Source organism: Pseudoalteromonas sp. 2CM28B, from assembly GCF_023161935.1.
In genome coordinates this window covers 1-16,748 of the sequence record NZ_JALNTH010000043.1, presented here as the reverse complement: position 1 = coordinate 16,748, position 16,748 = coordinate 1, and the positions used below count along the sequence as shown (strand labels likewise).

General features: G+C 40.7%; 11 protein-coding genes. 8 read left to right on the top strand and 3 right to left on the bottom strand.

Features of this window, described 5'->3' with window-relative positions; all coding sequences use genetic code 11:
* Positions 1-218: 218 nt before the first annotated feature.
* The 4 genes from wecA to galU all read left to right on the top strand — a co-directional run bounded on the left by wecA (position 219) and on the right by galU (position 4,794).
* Positions 219-1,289, top strand: coding sequence for a UDP-N-acetylglucosamine--undecaprenyl-phosphate N-acetylglucosaminephosphotransferase (gene wecA / locus MTN96_RS31535; RefSeq protein WP_248534062.1), 1,071 nt, complete (start codon positions 219-221; stop codon positions 1,287-1,289).
* Positions 1,290-1,415: 126 nt separating this feature from the next.
* Entirely contained in the window at positions 1,416-2,582 is a 1,167-nt protein-coding gene (locus tag MTN96_RS31530) for a nucleotide sugar dehydrogenase (protein ID WP_248534060.1), read from the top strand.
* A 116-nt stretch (positions 2,583-2,698) separates the two neighbouring features.
* Complete coding sequence (locus MTN96_RS31525; RefSeq protein ID WP_248534058.1) at positions 2,699-3,703, top strand: NAD-dependent epimerase; 1,005 nt, start codon at positions 2,699-2,701, stop codon at positions 3,701-3,703.
* Positions 3,704-3,909: 206 nt separating this feature from the next.
* Entirely contained in the window at positions 3,910-4,794 is an 885-nt protein-coding gene (gene galU, locus MTN96_RS31520; protein ID WP_248534056.1) for a UTP--glucose-1-phosphate uridylyltransferase GalU, read from the top strand.
* 339 nt (positions 4,795-5,133) lie between these two features.
* On the opposite strand, the gene MTN96_RS31515 is transcribed toward galU, so the two are convergent.
* Positions 5,134-6,117 (bottom strand): IS110 family transposase, encoded by a 984-nt coding sequence (locus MTN96_RS31515; protein WP_036981290.1) that lies wholly within the window; start codon positions 6,115-6,117, stop codon positions 5,134-5,136.
* A gap of 671 nt (positions 6,118-6,788) precedes the next feature.
* Here MTN96_RS31515 and MTN96_RS31510 point away from each other — a divergent pair.
* Both MTN96_RS31510 and rfaH read left to right on the top strand, forming a co-directional pair.
* Positions 6,789-10,370 carry a putative Ig domain-containing protein gene (locus MTN96_RS31510; RefSeq protein WP_248534054.1) on the top strand — a complete coding sequence of 1,194 codons (3,582 nt, stop codon included), beginning with the start codon at positions 6,789-6,791 and terminating at the stop codon, positions 10,368-10,370.
* 854 nt (positions 10,371-11,224) lie between these two features.
* Positions 11,225-11,716, top strand: coding sequence for a transcription/translation regulatory transformer protein RfaH (rfaH, locus tag MTN96_RS31505; protein ID WP_036981287.1), 492 nt, complete (start codon positions 11,225-11,227; stop codon positions 11,714-11,716).
* Positions 11,717-11,999: 283 nt separating this feature from the next.
* Here the strand turns inward: rfaH and MTN96_RS31500 are convergent, their stop codons facing one another.
* Both MTN96_RS31500 and MTN96_RS31495 read right to left on the bottom strand, forming a co-directional pair.
* The gene (locus MTN96_RS31500; RefSeq protein ID WP_248534052.1) at positions 12,000-13,382 is read right to left on the bottom strand and encodes an MBL fold metallo-hydrolase RNA specificity domain-containing protein; all 1,383 of its coding nucleotides are present in this window, start codon (positions 13,380-13,382) and stop codon (positions 12,000-12,002) included.
* A 305-nt stretch (positions 13,383-13,687) separates the two neighbouring features.
* The gene (locus tag MTN96_RS31495; RefSeq protein WP_013464036.1) at positions 13,688-14,611 is read right to left on the bottom strand and encodes a manganese-dependent inorganic pyrophosphatase; all 924 of its coding nucleotides are present in this window, start codon (positions 14,609-14,611) and stop codon (positions 13,688-13,690) included.
* A gap of 117 nt (positions 14,612-14,728) precedes the next feature.
* Between MTN96_RS31495 and MTN96_RS31490 the strand changes: the two genes are divergently transcribed.
* Positions 14,729-15,229, top strand: a complete 501-nt coding sequence (locus tag MTN96_RS31490) for a hypothetical protein (RefSeq protein WP_248534050.1) — start codon at positions 14,729-14,731, stop codon at positions 15,227-15,229.
* Positions 15,230-15,242: 13 nt separating this feature from the next.
* On the top strand, positions 15,243-16,052 hold the full coding sequence (gene mutM / locus MTN96_RS31485; protein ID WP_248534048.1) for a bifunctional DNA-formamidopyrimidine glycosylase/DNA-(apurinic or apyrimidinic site) lyase: 810 nt from the start codon (positions 15,243-15,245) through the stop codon (positions 16,050-16,052).
* Positions 16,053-16,748: the final 696 nt, after the last annotated feature.

Genomic DNA, 16,748 nt, shown 5'->3' with positions numbered 1-16,748 from the left:
TGTAAAATGTATGGTAAGTTATAGCGGTGGCTTTAATTTATTACTATTGAGTAGCCTGCTAAAGAGTGTGCCTATTTTGATATATAATAATTAAAAGTAAATATAAAGTAGGCGTATTTTGAAAGATCATAAAGCTTTACGGTTCATTAGGCGAAGAACTTAAGCTTTACCGTTGTAATTACATAAGATTTAGCCATTTAAACACTTTAGAGAGCAATATGTTTTTAGACCTTTTTTTCACCTTTTTTATTGCATTTGCAATACTTTTTTTAATGCGTAAAGTAGCTCGCAAGGTTGGCTTGGTGGATAAACCATCAGGGCGAAAAATGCATACCGGTAATGTGCCATTAGTGGGAGGAGTTGCCATTTGCATAACTATAGTTAATTATATTTATACACACCCTAATATGATTAATCACGCCAATTTATACATTCTCTGTATTTGCGGATTAACTACTGTTGGTGCTTTGGACGACCGCTTTGACTTAAGTGTAAAAATACGCATGCTAGTGCAGGCGTTTATTTCAGTTGCCATGATTTACTTTGCAAGCGCAGAATTACATACACTAGGTAACTTGTTGGGTTTTGGAGCTATTGAGCTTGGTATGTTTGGTGGGATCGTTACTGTTTTTGCTGTTATTGGCTGTATTAACGCATTTAATATGGTTGATGGTATTGATGGTTTATTAGGTGGCTTATCAATAGTGACTTTTGCGAGCATTGGCGTATTACTTTTATTGGCGGGTGAGCAGAGTTTGAGCTATTTATGCTTATTACTTGTTATATGCATGATACCTTATATTTTAATGAACCTAGGTTTGGTTGGCCATAAACGAAAAGTGTTTATGGGTGACGCAGGCAGCATGATGATTGGCTTTACTGTTATTTGGCTACTAATTGGTGCAAGCCAAACACCGGGTAACTCGATGATTCGACCTGTTACTGCTCTGTGGTTAATTGCCGTGCCGTTAATGGATATGGTTGCTATAATGGTACGCCGTGTTAAACAAGGTAAATCGCCATTTAAACCCGACCGCGAGCATTTGCATCATATTTGCCAGCGCTTAGGCTTTACTTCACGGCAAACCTTGGTATTAATAAGCTTCATAGGGGGGGCTTTTGCTGTTATAGGTATATTTGGTGAAATATATAACATTCCTGAATTTGTAATGTTTTATAGTTTTATTTTTCTGTTCGCTTTATATCTTTTTCTGTTAGTTAATTATTATAAGGTAACCAACATTATTAGGCGCAAACGTAATCTACCTGAACTTCCCTCAAAAAGTTAGCGGAGTTTTAGTTTACCCATCTAAAATCACTTTGTTAAAATAATTTAATAAGTAGATTTTCTATTATTTAAATTATTCGGCCAGAGAATTTCAGTTAAATATTCAGAATATAACTAGGGAACATTAATGAATATAACAGTAGTAGGCACAGGCTATGTAGGCCTTTCTAACGCTATGTTACTAGCGCAGCACAATAAAGTGGTTGCATTAGATATTGATGAGCAAAAAATAGCTCTTTTAAATAATAAAGTATCACCTATAGTAGATACTGAAATCAGCGATTTTTTAATGCGTGACGATTTAAACTTTACTGCAACGACAAATAAAGAGCTGGCTTACAAAAGCGCTGATTATGTAATTATAGCTACACCTACAGACTATGATGTAGAAAATAACTACTTTAATACTAGCTCCGTAGAGGCTGTTATTAAAGATGTTATGGCACATAACCCTAATGCTATTATGGTAATTAAGTCGACTATACCAGTTGGGTTTACAGCAGATATTAAAAAGCAATTAAATGCTGAAAACTTAATATTTTCGCCAGAGTTTTTGCGTGAAGGTAAAGCACTTTATGATAATTTGCATCCATCACGTATTGTTGTGGGTGAGCAAAGTGAGCGTGCTACTATATTTGCTAATTTACTTAAGCAGGGCGCTGTTAAACAAAATATTGACGTATTATTTACCGACTCAACAGAAGCTGAAGCGATTAAGTTATTTTCAAACACCTACTTAGCTATGCGAGTGGCTTACTTTAATGAGCTCGACAGCTACGCTGAAGCGCATGGTTTAAACAGTAAACAAATTATACAAGGTGTTAGTTTAGATCCGCGTATAGGTAACCACTATAACAATCCTTCGTTTGGTTATGGCGGCTATTGCTTACCAAAAGATACTAAACAACTGCGCGCAAATTATGCCGATGTGCCAAATAATATTATTGGTGCAATTGTTGATGCTAATACTACACGTAAAGACTTTATTGCCGATTCTATTATTAAGCGTAGCCCTAAAATTGTAGGTGTGTACCGTTTAGTAATGAAAACAGGGTCTGATAACTTTAGAGCCTCTGCTATTCAAGGCATTATGAAACGTATTAAGGCTAAAGGTATTGAGGTTGTAGTTTACGAGCCTGTACTTGAAGAGAGCGAGTTTTACCACTCACGTGTAATTAAAGACTTAAACGAGTTTAAGCAAATTTCAGATGTCGTGGTATCAAACCGTATGGTTGAAGAGCTGAACGATATTGCAGATAAAGTGTATACGCGCGATCTATTTGGCAGTGATTAAGATAAAGGCTCAAGATTCAAGGTAAAAGAAGCAGGTTAATGACTAACTGAAAATTAAATATGAGCTTTAAAGTTAGATTTTTGACCTTTGGTCTTTAAGAGATATTAAGGATAGAAATGAAATATTTAGTAACAGGTGCTGCAGGCTTCATAGGTAGTGCGGTTGTAGAAAAACTAACTGCTGCAGGGCATCAAGTAGTTGGTATTGATAACTTAAATGATTACTATGACGTTAACCTTAAACTTGCGCGCCTTGATCGTATTAAGCATGAGAAGTTTGAGTGTAAAAAGGTTGATTTAGCAGACCGCCCAGCAATGGCAAGTTTATTTGAGCAAGAGCAGTTTGACCGTGTAATTCATCTTGCGGCACAGGCTGGTGTACGTTATTCAATTGAAAACCCACATGCTTACGCTGATTCTAACTTAGTTGGCCACCTTAATATTCTTGAAGGTTGTCGCCAAACAAAAGTGAAGCACTTGATTTATGCTTCATCGAGCTCTGTTTATGGTCTAAATGCTAAAGTGCCTTTTGAGACGTCTGACTCAGTTGATCATCCAGTTTCATTGTACGCTGCCACTAAGAAAGCTAATGAGTTGATGTCGCACAGTTACTCGCATTTATACGATATTCCAACAACTGGCCTGCGGTTCTTTACCGTTTATGGCTCGTGGGGCCGCCCAGATATGGCACCGTTTATCTTTACTAAAAAGATATTAGATGGCGACACCATTGATATTAACAACAATGGTGATATGTGGCGTGATTTTACCCACGTAAATGACATTGTTGAAGGCGTCGTGCGTATCGCTGATGTTTTACCAGGGCGTGATGAGCAATGGACTGTAGAGCAAGGTACGCCTGCTTCAAGTTCAGCCCCTTACGCTGTATATAACATTGGTCATGGCTCACCCATTAGTTTGATGGATTTTGTGAAAGCGATTGAAGATGAGTTGGGTATAGAAGCCAAGAAAAACTTCCGTGAAATGCAGCCCGGCGATGTATACCAAACCTATGCCGACACCCAAGACTTATTTGCCGCAACGGGTTACAAACCACAAGTAGGCATTAAAGAGGGCGTTGCTGAGTTTATTACTTGGTATAAAGCGTTTTATAACAAATAATAAGCTTCGATTAAGATATAAAAAATTGACGTTATAACTAAACGTTAAACAAGACCGAGCCTAATTTGAACTCGGTCTTTTTCTTTTTTTGATGATGTTGTTTTACTCAAACATTACTCAAAAAAGATTAAAAATGTTCAGCTTAGATATATTATTTAGCTGGTAATTTATAAAAATATTAAAATGATTTAATTAAAGGACTACCCTTGAAAGCTGTAATTCCTGTTGCCGGTTTAGGCACCCGTATGTTGCCAATGACTAAGGCTATCCCTAAAGAAATGCTCCCCTTGGTTGATAAACCGCTTATTCAATACATAGTAAATGAATGTGTGGCGGCGGGTATTAAAGAAATTGTGCTCGTGACACATAGCTCTAAAAATGCCATTGAAAACCATTTTGATACCAGTTTTGAGTTAGAAGCCACGCTAGAAAAACGTGTAAAACGTACTTTGCTAGATGAGGTGCGCTCTATTTGCCCAGCCGATGTAACCATTATGCATGTACGCCAAGGTGAAGCTAAAGGCTTAGGACACGCTATTTTATGCGCTAAGCCAATTGTGGGTGATGACGACTTTGTAGTGGTACTGCCAGATGTAATCCTCGATGCTTATACGGCAAATCAAAAAACTGAAAATTTAGCAGCGATGATCAAGCGTTTTAACCAAACGCAAGCTAGCCAAATTATGCTTGAACCTGTAGCACAGGAAGATGTGAGCAAATACGGTATTGCTGATATTAACGGTGTAGAACTAACCCCAGGTGAAAGCGCCGCTATTAATGCTATGGTTGAAAAGCCAGATGTTGATGTTGCCCCTTCAAACCTAGCTGTTGTTGGCCGTTATGTACTAAGTAAAAATATTTGGCCGCTACTAGCTAAAACACACGTTGGCGCTGGTGGCGAAATTCAACTTACTGATGCGATTGACGCGCTAATAGCACAGGAAACGGTAGAAGCGTTTCATATGAGCGGCCGCTCACATGACTGTGGTGATAAACTCGGTTACTTAAAAGCTATTGTAGAATACAGCATGCGCCATGAAAGTTTAGGTGATGAGTTTACTGAACATATGAAAAAGTTGGTTAAAGGGTAACGGGCGACGGGCGACGGGCATCGGGTAACGAGCTACGAGCGACGAGCTACGAGCGACGAGCTACGAGCGACGAGCTTCAGGCCTCCAGCCTAGAGCTTCGAATTAACCAGTTGGGCTAATGGTTTTATGTTCTCATTTACTCCTCATTCACTTCTCTTTGTGCAAAAAGATCTTGAAGAGATTTTATTTACCACAGAGGGGGCAGAGCACACAGAGAAAATGATTAAAAACATGTTTTATTTGCTTTGTCTTCTCTGTGTAGCGCGAAGCGCCTCGGTGTACTCTGTGGTAAGAATGTTTTGTAGATACCATCTCTCTTTATAGGCTTCAAGATCGTATTTAACTTTCTTGGAGCTTAAACGCTTCTTGATTTTTTATTACACCAAAACATATATGAATGAGTTTACGCATATTGGCGCCAATGATTTGCATCGACGTTTTGCCATTATTCAGCAAGGCTATTTTTTGCTGTTGTATCTTATAATTCCACTGCCCAGCGACTACTGCTGCCATATAAAGTTTACTTCTTATTTTTGAAGGCCCTAGCTTGCTCATAGTTGTACGGCCCTTCATTTTCCCAGACTCATGCAGCCGCGGTATTAAGCCACAGTAGGCAGCAGCTTGCTTAGCTCTGCTGAAATTTTTAGCGGCGAATATATACGTCAGCTCCCGAGACATAACAGGCCCAATACCGGGGATTGTTTCTAGTAACGTTCTATTCTTCTTTAAGTCAGGAAAGCTATTTATGTGACTATCAATATCTGACTTAAGTTTTTTTATCTCATCATCTAGAAAGTTAATCGTTTCTTTTAATGATTGAGTGACTCGCTCAGATGTCGCATTAAACTCACTTGCTTCTAATCGATTCTGCTCTCGTTGTTTATTGGACTCCAATGCATCAAGTCGACGCAGTAAGGATTTAAGCTCTCTAATTTCCTTTGCTTCAGGTTGCCAGAAGTTAACGGTTGATTGCTTAGCATAACCGTAGCTTGCAAGCATTATCGCATCTGACCTATCTGTTTTATGAACAACATTTAGAGCCTCAGCATATTTTTTTGCTTTGCTAGGGTTAGCGAGAATAATATTGAATCCTTGCTGGTATAAAAAGTACATTAACGGCTCATGGTAAACACCGGTTGGCTCTACCGTGATAACGATTTCCTCAGCTATAGTTTTGGTTGTACTTAAAAGCCACTGCTTAATTTCCTTGAAAGCTAGGTGGTTATTTTTAAATACTTTTGTTTTCTTTTTATTAGTGATTGGATCTCTCAGCCAACATAAATCAACTTTATCTTTACTGATATCAAAACCAATAAACATCATCTCTACTTACTCCCCTTGTACATACAGCATCAACTTAATCTAAGAGTGCTTGGATACCATTCAGTTTGTTGAGAATTGGAAGCTAGGGCTTAATCTACGGCTCAGTATCAAGTACTGGGCGGGGCTACAAGCTCACTAACTTCCGATGTAATAAATGATAGCTAATCATCTATTACAGAGAGATACAAGGCGGGGCTTTATGCCGCGCATTTTTTTAAGGTGCGAGGTGCGAGCGACGGGGTATGGGCATCGAGCCTAGAACCTCGAATTAACCAGTTGGGCTAAACAAACAAGAGCTCAATCAAATCTAACAGTTGCATATTCTCTCCAGCTTTGAACACCCAATTGCATTAACTTTGATCGCTTATTCTCATTAAGCTTTGATCATTAAAATCACTTAGTCGCTTCAGGCGTCAACCGCATTATCATGATAATGCGGTTGCTGAATTTTTTTGCCACGATTAAAAAGCGAATAATTAAGTGTAAGAGATACCCACACGATAAGATGCGAAAGCTGGGTAGCCCAAGCCAACCTCAAAAACTAAATATTCTGTCGACGCTTGCTGTAAAAAGTATACTGATATATCCTAATCAGGCTCCAAGATGTTAAATAAAAGTTAACTGCATGTTTTTATTTAGGGGTGTTTCATTATTGATAAAAGGGAATATTTATGGAATGTAATAAAGTTACTTTCGCGTCAACTTGCTTAGCTTATAGTCTTTTAGTCACTTCGGCCAACGCACAGACCAATCAACAAGCTTATAGTGAAGAGTTTTATTCTTCTTCACCAACTATTCAAAAACAACAATTCAGTAAACAAAACCAAGTTCAGGCAGAGGCACAGGAAGGTATAATTACCTTTTCAGAGTTTGCTACAAACACTTACATAACAGACCAGTATGCTGATAAAGGAATTATTTTCTCTGGAGATACACCATTTATCACTTCAGATAGTGCTAACCCAACTACGCCGGTGTTATCGGGCTATCCAAGATTTAATGGTGCTATTGAGGGGCATTTTGTCGACCCAGCGGATCCAAGTAGAACCTTAACAGTAAATACGTTTGCCCTTGATGCAGGTTATTTTGATGACCTCAGCTCAACGGCTATTTCTTGGTATAACGAAAATGGCGAGCTTCTAGGTAAGCGTTTTGATTCCATCTATGGTATTGAGCGTTTTGAAATTAGTGGTGAGAGCATTGCTAGCTTCCGTATTGCAATAGAAACAGAAGAGCGCGCCGGTTTTGCTATTGACAATGTCTGGTTCAACCAAGCGCAATCTCTTTTTAATTTTGAGTTTGAAACCGATAAAGTTTATCAAAAACGTGGCGCCAAGGTTTCAAATACCTTTACTGTGTATTTTCGTGATCTAGTTGCTAAAAGTGGTGGTGCATTAGAGGATATTTGTTCTCAGCACAGCTTTATCGTTCAAGATAGTAACCAGCAGTTACCAGGGGAATGTTCAGTTGACGCTGCTAAGAAGGCTTTTAAAGTAGACTTCACCCTGAATAATGCACCTTATGTACTTAAAGATGCCAGCATGTCTATTTGTTTAGCTGAGCAGTGTGAAGTTATAAAGGATTTAAACAATTTGAGTGTTTATGGTACTTCATTTAATGTTGACCAACATGGCTATGCCTTTAAAAATGGTGGTTGGAGTGATGCCATGTTAGCTGACGGAGGCATTGCTTGCTGGGTGTTAGGAAACTGTTCACTCGAGCAACTTGAAGTGCATGGTACCTTACTTAATGTTGCTGATGGTATCACGCCTATTTTACCTGAACATCGTAGAGATGAAGCCTATGAAATTGTCGGTAAATATGACGGCATTGATAAAAGTGTTCGAGAAAATCGCAGTTTCGGCGGAGTGTGTTATGGATTAGCCACTTCAGCGGCGAGTAACTTTAATAACAGCGCACAAGCATCAGCTTGGGGTAGCTCAATTGTTGAGGGTAGCTCTGCGCAAACAATTACCGCACTCTATAATGACCATTGGCAATACCGTGAAACGCAAACACCAAAACCGTTACCTAAAGACGTGAGTCAATATGTTGCAACGAACAATAATGATATTGTGCAAAGTATGGCGCAAATTGCTTATTACTTTGTTACCCAAGGCGCATACTCGGGAAGCGGAGCAAATAGTGGCGCCGGTAGTGCCAGTTTCTCACGTTTTAGCAATGTTGAGCAGCTAAGTAGCTATTATGCTAAACACTTCACTAATGATAAAGCATCCCCACTGGTGTTCTACTTCACTGTAAAAGGTGGTCATGCCATCGTGGCAACCCAACTAATTAAATATAACAACACTACCGTACTTGTAACGCATGATAATAACTTTCCAAGCAGTTATAGCCAATTAGAATTTACTGGCGATGCGTTAAGCACTATCCCGCATTTTGTCGTTGACTTCAAAAAAACAGGCACAGTGCAAAGCCAATACGGTGATTTTGTGGCGTACAACCCGTATGCTAACAGTGGTTCAATGACCAGATTTGCTAGTGTTACTAATGATGAGTTACAGCTTCATAGCACTGCACAAGAAGCACAAAATGCGTTTTATTTGAATGCCAGTAAGGAAGGTGTTACTGAGCAAAATGTAAAAGGAAATAGTAATAAAGCGGCTATTACTATGAACTCTTTAGTTCATACGCAAGTCGTCGTGCAGGGTGCTCGTATTGTTTCGGTGAAAAACAAGCAAACTGACGAACCAGCTCGTTTAATGCCTTTATCTGAGCAAATGGCACAAGATGTAAGCTATGTCAGTCGCTCACTTATGTCTGAAAAGCTTTACTTGTCTCGCGCAAGTGAGTTTGAAGTAGAAATTGAACGTTATAAGCAATTCCCCAATGCTAGAGTCTTTGTAAAACGCACAACAGAAAGTGGCACACTAGAAGTCATAAACTACGAAGAAATAACTAGCGATGAGCGTTTTGTTATTAAAGTTAATAGTGATGTGCGCGCAGTTATCGACAATACCATTGTTGAGCCCACATATAGTGGTGAAACCGCTGTGGCCGTTCAGGCTATTAGCTATTTGCAAGCCAGCTCAAACGGTAGCGATGTTCAACTTACATGGACATTACCTAACTTGCCAAATATTGCTGAAGTGATCACTGTAAGAAGCACAGATGATTTCCCTGTAAGTCCAAATGATGGCCTGAAGATTTGTGGTGAAGTTGCTAACGAATGTAATGATACTTCGGCATCTAGAGATACGATTTACTACTATAGTGTTTTTGTCATAACAGACGATGATCAAATCAGCACAGCTGAAAGTGTGGTAATTAATACACACCAAGCAAGCCTTATTGGATTTGTTTCTGCTAACAGCCATGCAGTAGCTAATGTAGATTTATCACTATTCACGGCTGAAGGTATGCAGGTTGATTTAGTTAACACCACTTTAAGCGATCTTGCCGGACGATTTGCCTTTAACGGTTTGCCTTTAGGTTTATATCGTTTAGACGTTTCAGGCGAAAATGTTGAAGCTCAATCATTTGATATTACAATCGATAGTAAGCAAGTAATGTTTGATGTCGTCGTTGACATAGTACCAAGTATTTTAATCAACACTGAAAACGTTGTCTTTAATGGTGAAAACTTAAGAGTTTCTTGGGATGTTGCAGGACTAGACCAAAATGATGGGCTAAATGTCAAACTAGTTCATGCTAGTGGTCAATTAAATCTTGCAACTGAATTGGCTGCTCAAGCTGGTCAGATAATTTGGCCTGTCGATATTGCCGAGCAAACGGTAACAGTAGTGGTTGAGCTAGCTAATGACGAAACTGTTAATGCGAGTGCCCAAGTTGTTGTTATTCAAAAGAACAGGGTGCCCGTAGTCAACATAGCAATTCCAGATCAGGAAGCACAATCGGGTCTTGCGTATAGCTTTACCTTTGATGCGCAAACTTTTACTGATGCTGATGAAGGCGATGAGCTGACTTATTCTGCAACATTAGAAGATGGTACAGAGTTGCCAAGCTGGTTGAGTTTTGAAGCAGACACTAGAACTTTTTCAGGTACGCCTGGTGATGCACATATTGGTACGGTAACTATTGCCGTATCTGTTACCGATGGTGAAATTTCACAGCCTGTAACAGAACAATTTAACATTAATGTAGTGGCTGCACCTGTTGTTGAAAAACCCGTTGAAGACTCTAGTGATAGTGATAGTGATAGTGGTAGCTTAGGCTGGTTCAGTTTAATTTTAATTGTATTCGCTTTTACCCGCAGATTAGTTAATCGATGATCTAAATACGGTTATCACTGTTATATAACGATTTCTGTCACGTTCTGAAATAGGTGACAGTTTTAATGAAAGGCTTGGGGCGAAAGTTCCAAGTCTTTTTTATGCACTTGATTAGGTGTTTTGTAAACGTTTAACTGACGAAATAAAGGGGCAAATCTCTGGGAGAAAATAAAACAATGCATCAATAAATTATGCGGTAAAACCTTAAGCAAAAACTCTATTTTGAGCACAAAATTTCACGACAGATAACCAATGAAAATGATTTTAGGGTAGTGTTTGAAGATTTAACGTTAAAGGGGTCCGAATTTTAATGGCGGCATGGTTGCCGATTTAGGTGGTCATGTTTACTCAATCTCTCAAGCGATGGCTTGCCGCGCCTGCCTCATAAAGCTTCACTTACATAATATGAATATTTATCGTATTCGCCATTCCTTATTGAGTTAGGCCATTAAAAACGGTCATCATGTAAAAACATTGATATTTTACATAAGTGACATTGGGGCTTTTACGCATAAACACTACACTATACCTATCAATCGACTTCACCCGTAAAACCAGTTCATTGGTTTGTAGTGCTCATTCCTACCGCGATCACTTTTCTCTTGTGTTTCCCCTTGAAAAACTCCGATACGTTACGAGCGACGAGTTACGCGCCTAAACCCTAATACTGACGCGGGGTAAACCCGCTGCTACAGGCATAAAAAACCTTGCGATGCGGATGTTAACCGCAAGGTTTTTAAATTTCTCAAACCTAACTATCTACCTCGCATCAAGTCTGTGAGTAGTTTACAATAGCGCGTTCGGTTAGATAAATGCTGACGATTGCTCGTTAAGCTAAGGTTACAGGATATAGTATGGAAAATTGGTATTTAGTCATGTGTAAGCCACGACAAGAGGAAAGGGCAAAAGCTAATTTAACCAACCAAGGGATTGAGGCATTTTACCCCAAATTAACAACAGAAAAGCTCATTAAAGGTCGTCGCACTGTTAAGCAGTTAGCTTTGTTTCCTAATTACTTATTTGTTCGCCTTGAATTAAAAAGTGGTAACTTTTCTGCTGTAAAAAATACCCGCGGTATTGGTGGGTTTGTGTCTTATGGTGCGAGTTATCAAGTGGTACCCATAAGTTTAATTGAACAATTACAAAGTGAATGTTCACAAACTGTTGAGTCAACGATGCCAAAAGCGGGTGATGTAGTGAGCGTTAATAACGATTCTTTTAAAGGTATTCAAGCAATTTACAAAGAGCCCAATGGCGATATGCGCAGTATTTTATTAATTAACTTACTTAACAAACAAATAGAAATGAGCGTAGATAATAAAGATATTGAATCACAACAATGGTAACGGGTAACGGGCGACGGGCTGCGAGAAGCGGGTGACGGGTGACGGGCAACGGGTAACGGGTAACGGGTAACGAGCAACGGGTTACGAGTAGCGGGCCATGAATCTAATACCTAATAACGACGCGGGATGAACCCGCTGCTACGGATATAAAAACCTTGCGATGCGGATGTTAACCGCAAGGTTTTTAAATACCCCGAACCCCGAACCCCGAACCCCGAACCCCGAACCCCGAACCCCGAACCCCGAACCCCGAACCTCGAACCTCGAACCCCGAACCTCGAACCTATCCCTTCCCAATTTCAACTTTCACATCATCACCCAACACTTCCCTGTATTTTGCTGCGAGTGCATTTTTAGCGTCATCATCGCCGTGGACTATTTTTATATGGCGGGGCTTTTTGCGCATACCGGTTACAAATTTGATGAGACCTGCTTGATCGGCATGAGCACTATAACCGCTTATGGTGTGTATTTTGGCGTTTATATTAATGCGGGTATTATTAATAACTACATAGCCATTTTTTGGGCCATAGGTTTGTATATCGCGTCCTAATGTTCCGCGCCCTTGGTAACCTACAAAGAGTACGTCGGTGGTTTTGTCGGTTAAAAATCGCTCTAGGTAGTTAACTATTCGCCCGCCGGTGCACATACCGCTTGCTGCTAAAATAATGGCAGGTGTTTGACGGGTGGCTAAGTAATTTATTAACGCTAAGTGCTCACTATGGGTATTTATTGTAGTGAGGTTTTCAAAGTCGAGTGGGTGGCGGCCTTTGGCTACTTTTTGTTTTGCCTCTTCATCCCATAAATATTTAAATTTTCGGTACTGTTGAGTAAAGTTAGCCGCCATGGGGGAGTCGAGTATTACTTGTATTGTGCGCCAAGGTGAATTTTTTGTAGAGGCATGAATTAGCTGTTCAAGTTCGTATAACAGCTCTTGTGTACGGCCTATACTAAATGCGGGCACAAGTACTACGCCGTTGTCGGCAACGGCGCGTTCAATCACGGCTTTTAAGGTTTGCGTACGTTGCTTGCGGCCTTGGTGGTTTTTATCCCCATAGGTTGACTCAATAACTAAAGTATCTGCTTTATAAGGGGCTTTAGGGGCGGGTAGTAAAGGCGTATAGGGCGCGCCTAAATCACCTGAAAAAACCACTCTATGAATATTGCTCGCTTTATAAGGAGGCGTGCTTATATCTATTTCAACATAAGCAGAGCCTAAAATATGCCCAGCTCGTTGAAGTCGGGCTTTGGCTATGTGTTCACCTTTACAAGGAAGATCAAACCAGGCTTTAAAGTCTACAGCTACAACTTGTTGTTTAAGTAGCCTTAAGCAGGCATCTATTATTTTTTGATCGCGTGTGACGCCCACTTTTAATGCATCTTCAATGACTAACGGCAGTAAACTTGCTGATGCGACAGAGGTAAATATTGGTCCTTTAAATCCAGTCATTAATAAATAGGGAATGCGGCCAACATGATCAATATGGCAATGGGTAACAATAAGCGCGCGAACTATGTCTATATTAAATTCAATGCTTAGATCATCTACAGAATCTTCTCCTTGAAACAATCCGCAATCAATTAGAAAAGAGCTTTGATCGTTTATTATCAGCTGGTGGCATGAGCCTGTTACGCCATTGACTGCTCCATGGTGAAGTATTTGCATTTTATGTCCTTATGTTTTGGCTGCGGGCTGCGGGTTACGGCTTGAAGCCCGAGCCTAGCACTTAGAGCCTAACGCCTTTATTTTATAAGTAAATATAGCAGGTATTTTAATGTAGGTGGGGCTTTATGCCGTAACGGACGGGCCAAGAGCTGCGGACAGAGAGCTAGCACCTTGAGCCTAATACCTGACGCGGGGTGAACCCGCTGCTACAGGTATAAAAAAACCTTGCGATATTAACCGCAAGGTTTTTAAATTTCTCGAACCTCGAACCTCGAACCTCGAACCTCGAACCTCGAACCTCGAACCTAGCTCTTAAAAGCGTCTTGTAGTGGTGGTACTACTTGCTTTTTGCGGCTCAATACGCCGTCTAGCCATACTTTACCGTCTTCTGGCTTTTCACCATAGGCTTGCTCAACAAGGCTGGCATCGTCTGATGCAATCAGCATTTGTGAGCCTTCTTTCATAATGTCGGTTAGTAGTAAAAATACTGAATGACGACCGCCTTCTTCTTTAAGCTTGGCGATGTCGGCTTCAAGGTCGGCTTTAATCTCGTCAAATACCGCAAGGTCAATAACTTCTAACTGACCAATACCAACAAGGTTACCGTTCATGTTAAAGTCTTTAAAGTCACGCATTACTAAGTCACGTACTGGCGTATCTTCAACGGCTGATTTAACACGGAACATATCCATGCCTAGTTCTTTAAAGTCTTCAATGCCTGCAATTTCTGCAAGCGCTTCAACACATTTAATATCGGCTGTGGTACAGGTTGGCGATTTAAAAATAACCGTGTCGCTTAAAATGGCGCAAAGCATAATGCCGGCAATGTCTTTAGGGATCTCTACGTTATAAAAATCGTACATCATCTTAATAATGGTGTTTGAACAACCAACAGGGCGGATCCAACACTCAAGCGGAGTTGATGAGGTTAAATCACCTAATTTATGGTGATCAACCACGCCAACAACGCGAGCCTGATCAATATCGTCAGGCGCTTGGGTTTTCTCTGTGTGGTCGACAATATAAACGTCTTCGCCAGCGTAGCTAAGTTTTAGCTCAGGCGCTTCAAAACCGAATTTATCTAAAATAAATTGTGTTTCAGGTGACACTTCGCCTAGGCGAGTTGGGATTGCTGGCTCATCAATTTGGTTTTTTAAATACGCCAGTGCAATTGCACCACATATTGAATCTGAATCTGGGATTTTATGGCCCACTACATACATTGACATGACTAAACTCCTTAAAATTTGCCGATATTCTAGCAAAGTCTTTGGGTTTTAACATATAGACAGTGTAATTAAGTTTTGGTTACACTTTAAATCGATATTATTAATTGGAAGACCCACATGCAACTCGGCCGCAAAGGTTGGAACAATGTTATTATTTTTTCGATGTTGATTATGATCTTCTTTTTAAATGGACTGCATAAAAACATAGGGAATGATGAAACACAGGCGCAATTGCAGCCACTACTTCCTGTGCAAAGTTTTGTATTAACACTTAAATTTAGCGACCAAAAAATTGAGCGTATTGGCACTAGTTGGCGTACTACTGCTTTGCAAAAAAATGTACCGCTTAGTTGGCAAAGCTCAGAGCAGCAACTTAGTGAGCTTGTTTATTTATGGCAAAATACCGCGCTGATGACCACCACCACACCTGATGCGCTTGATATGAATAAGCCACTATCGGCAGCCACGTTTGAACTCGCGGGTGAGCCCCTACCTTGGGTGTACTTATTATATGAAGCAAATGGTCAGTATTATCTTCTCGATAAAACCAGTCAGCGACTAATGTTGCTTGATTTAAGCACTGCTAAGCAATTATTTCCTAGTTTTACCTTTTCATAAGTGAGTTTTATAAATGCCTGAATTACCAGAAGTAGAAGTTAGCCGCATGGGCATTACCCCCCATGTGCTAAACCAAGTTGTGACTAAGGTAAACATTCATAATGCCAGTATGCGCTGGCCTGTACCCGATGAGGTATACCAACTTGAGGGGTTGGTGGTTAGCAGTATTGAACGCCGCGCAAAATACTTGCTATTAGAATGTGAGCTTGGGGCGGCTATATTGCACTTAGGGATGTCAGGGAACTTGCGCGTTGTAAATAAAACCGAGCCACTTAAAAAACACGACCATGTTGAGTTTATTTTAGCGAACGACAAAGCACTGCGTTTGAATGACCCTCGTCGCTTTGGTTGTTGTTTATGGCAAGCACCCAATGAAGAGCACAAGCTACTAGCTAAATTAGGCCCCGAGCCACTCACTGATGACTTTTTTGCTAAACGTGTTTATGAGCAATCTCGCAATAAAAAAGTGCCCGTTAAACAGTTTATTATGAATAACGCCGTGGTGGTGGGGGTTGGTAATATTTATGCTAACGAATCATTATTTAAAGCAGGTATCGATCCGCGAAAAGAAGCCGGTAAGGTAAGCCTTAAGCGCTACCAAGCGTTAATCCCAATTATAAAAGACACCTTAGCCGCTGCAATTACCCAAGGCGGCACAACGTTAAAAGACTTTGCCCAAAGTGACGGTAAGCCTGGCTACTTTGCGCAGCAGCTATTAGTGTATGGCCGAAAAGGCCTGCCCTGTGTAAATTGCGAGAGCGAACTAACCGAAATTCGCCTAGGTCAACGCGGCACCGTTTTTTGTGAGGTGTGTCAGAAATAATAAAGGTTAAAGGTTAAAGGTTAAAGGTTAAAGTTCACGGGCAAAGGGCAAAGGGCAAAGGGCAAAGGGCAAAGGGCAAAGGGCAACGGGCAACGGGCAATGGGCAACGGGCAAAGGGCAAAGGGCAGCGGGTAACGGGTAACGGGTAGCGGGCAACGGGCAACGGGTAACAGGTAACGGGTAACGAGCAACGGGTGACGTGCTTAATACCTAAAACCTAGAACCTAATACCTAATAACGACGCGGGGTAAACCCGCTGCTACGGATATAAAAACCTTGCGATGTTAACCGCAAGGTTTTTAAATACCCCGAACCCCGAACCCCGAACCCCGAACCCCGAACCCCGAACCCCGAACCCCGAACCCCGAACCTCGAACCCCGAACCCCGAACCCCGAACCCCGAACCCCGAACCTAATACCTAATAACGACGCGGGATGAACCCGCTGCTACGGATATAAAAACCTTGCGATATTAACCTTAAGGTTTTTAAATACCTAAAACCTAAAACCTAAAACCTAAAACCTAAAACCTAAAACCTAAAACCTAGAACCTAGAACCTAGAACCTAATACCTAATACCTAATAACGACGCGGGGTGAACCCGCTGCTACAGGTATAAAAAAACCTTGCGATGTTAACCGCAAGGTTTTTAAATACCCCGAACCCCGAACCCCGAACCCCGAACCCCGAACCCCG

Excerpts from the sequence above, each read along its gene's own strand:
- mutM (WP_248534048.1), top strand. The coding sequence starts at position 15,243 with ATGCCTGAATTACCAGAAGTAGAAGTTAGCCGCATGGGCATTACCCCC.
- MTN96_RS31530 (WP_248534060.1), top strand. The coding sequence starts at position 1,416 with ATGAATATAACAGTAGTAGGCACAGGCTATGTAGGCCTTTCTAACGCT.
- MTN96_RS31500 (WP_248534052.1), bottom strand. The coding sequence starts at position 13,382 with ATGCAAATACTTCACCATGGAGCAGTCAATGGCGTAACAGGCTCATGC.
- MTN96_RS31490 (WP_248534050.1), top strand. The coding sequence starts at position 14,729 with ATGCAACTCGGCCGCAAAGGTTGGAACAATGTTATTATTTTTTCGATG.
- MTN96_RS31495 (WP_013464036.1), bottom strand. The coding sequence starts at position 14,611 with ATGTCAATGTATGTAGTGGGCCATAAAATCCCAGATTCAGATTCAATA.
- MTN96_RS31525 (WP_248534058.1), top strand. The coding sequence starts at position 2,699 with ATGAAATATTTAGTAACAGGTGCTGCAGGCTTCATAGGTAGTGCGGTT.
- wecA (WP_248534062.1), top strand. The coding sequence starts at position 219 with ATGTTTTTAGACCTTTTTTTCACCTTTTTTATTGCATTTGCAATACTT.
- MTN96_RS31515 (WP_036981290.1), bottom strand. The coding sequence starts at position 6,117 with ATGATGTTTATTGGTTTTGATATCAGTAAAGATAAAGTTGATTTATGT.
- rfaH (WP_036981287.1), top strand. The coding sequence starts at position 11,225 with ATGGAAAATTGGTATTTAGTCATGTGTAAGCCACGACAAGAGGAAAGG.
- MTN96_RS31510 (WP_248534054.1), top strand. The coding sequence starts at position 6,789 with ATGGAATGTAATAAAGTTACTTTCGCGTCAACTTGCTTAGCTTATAGT.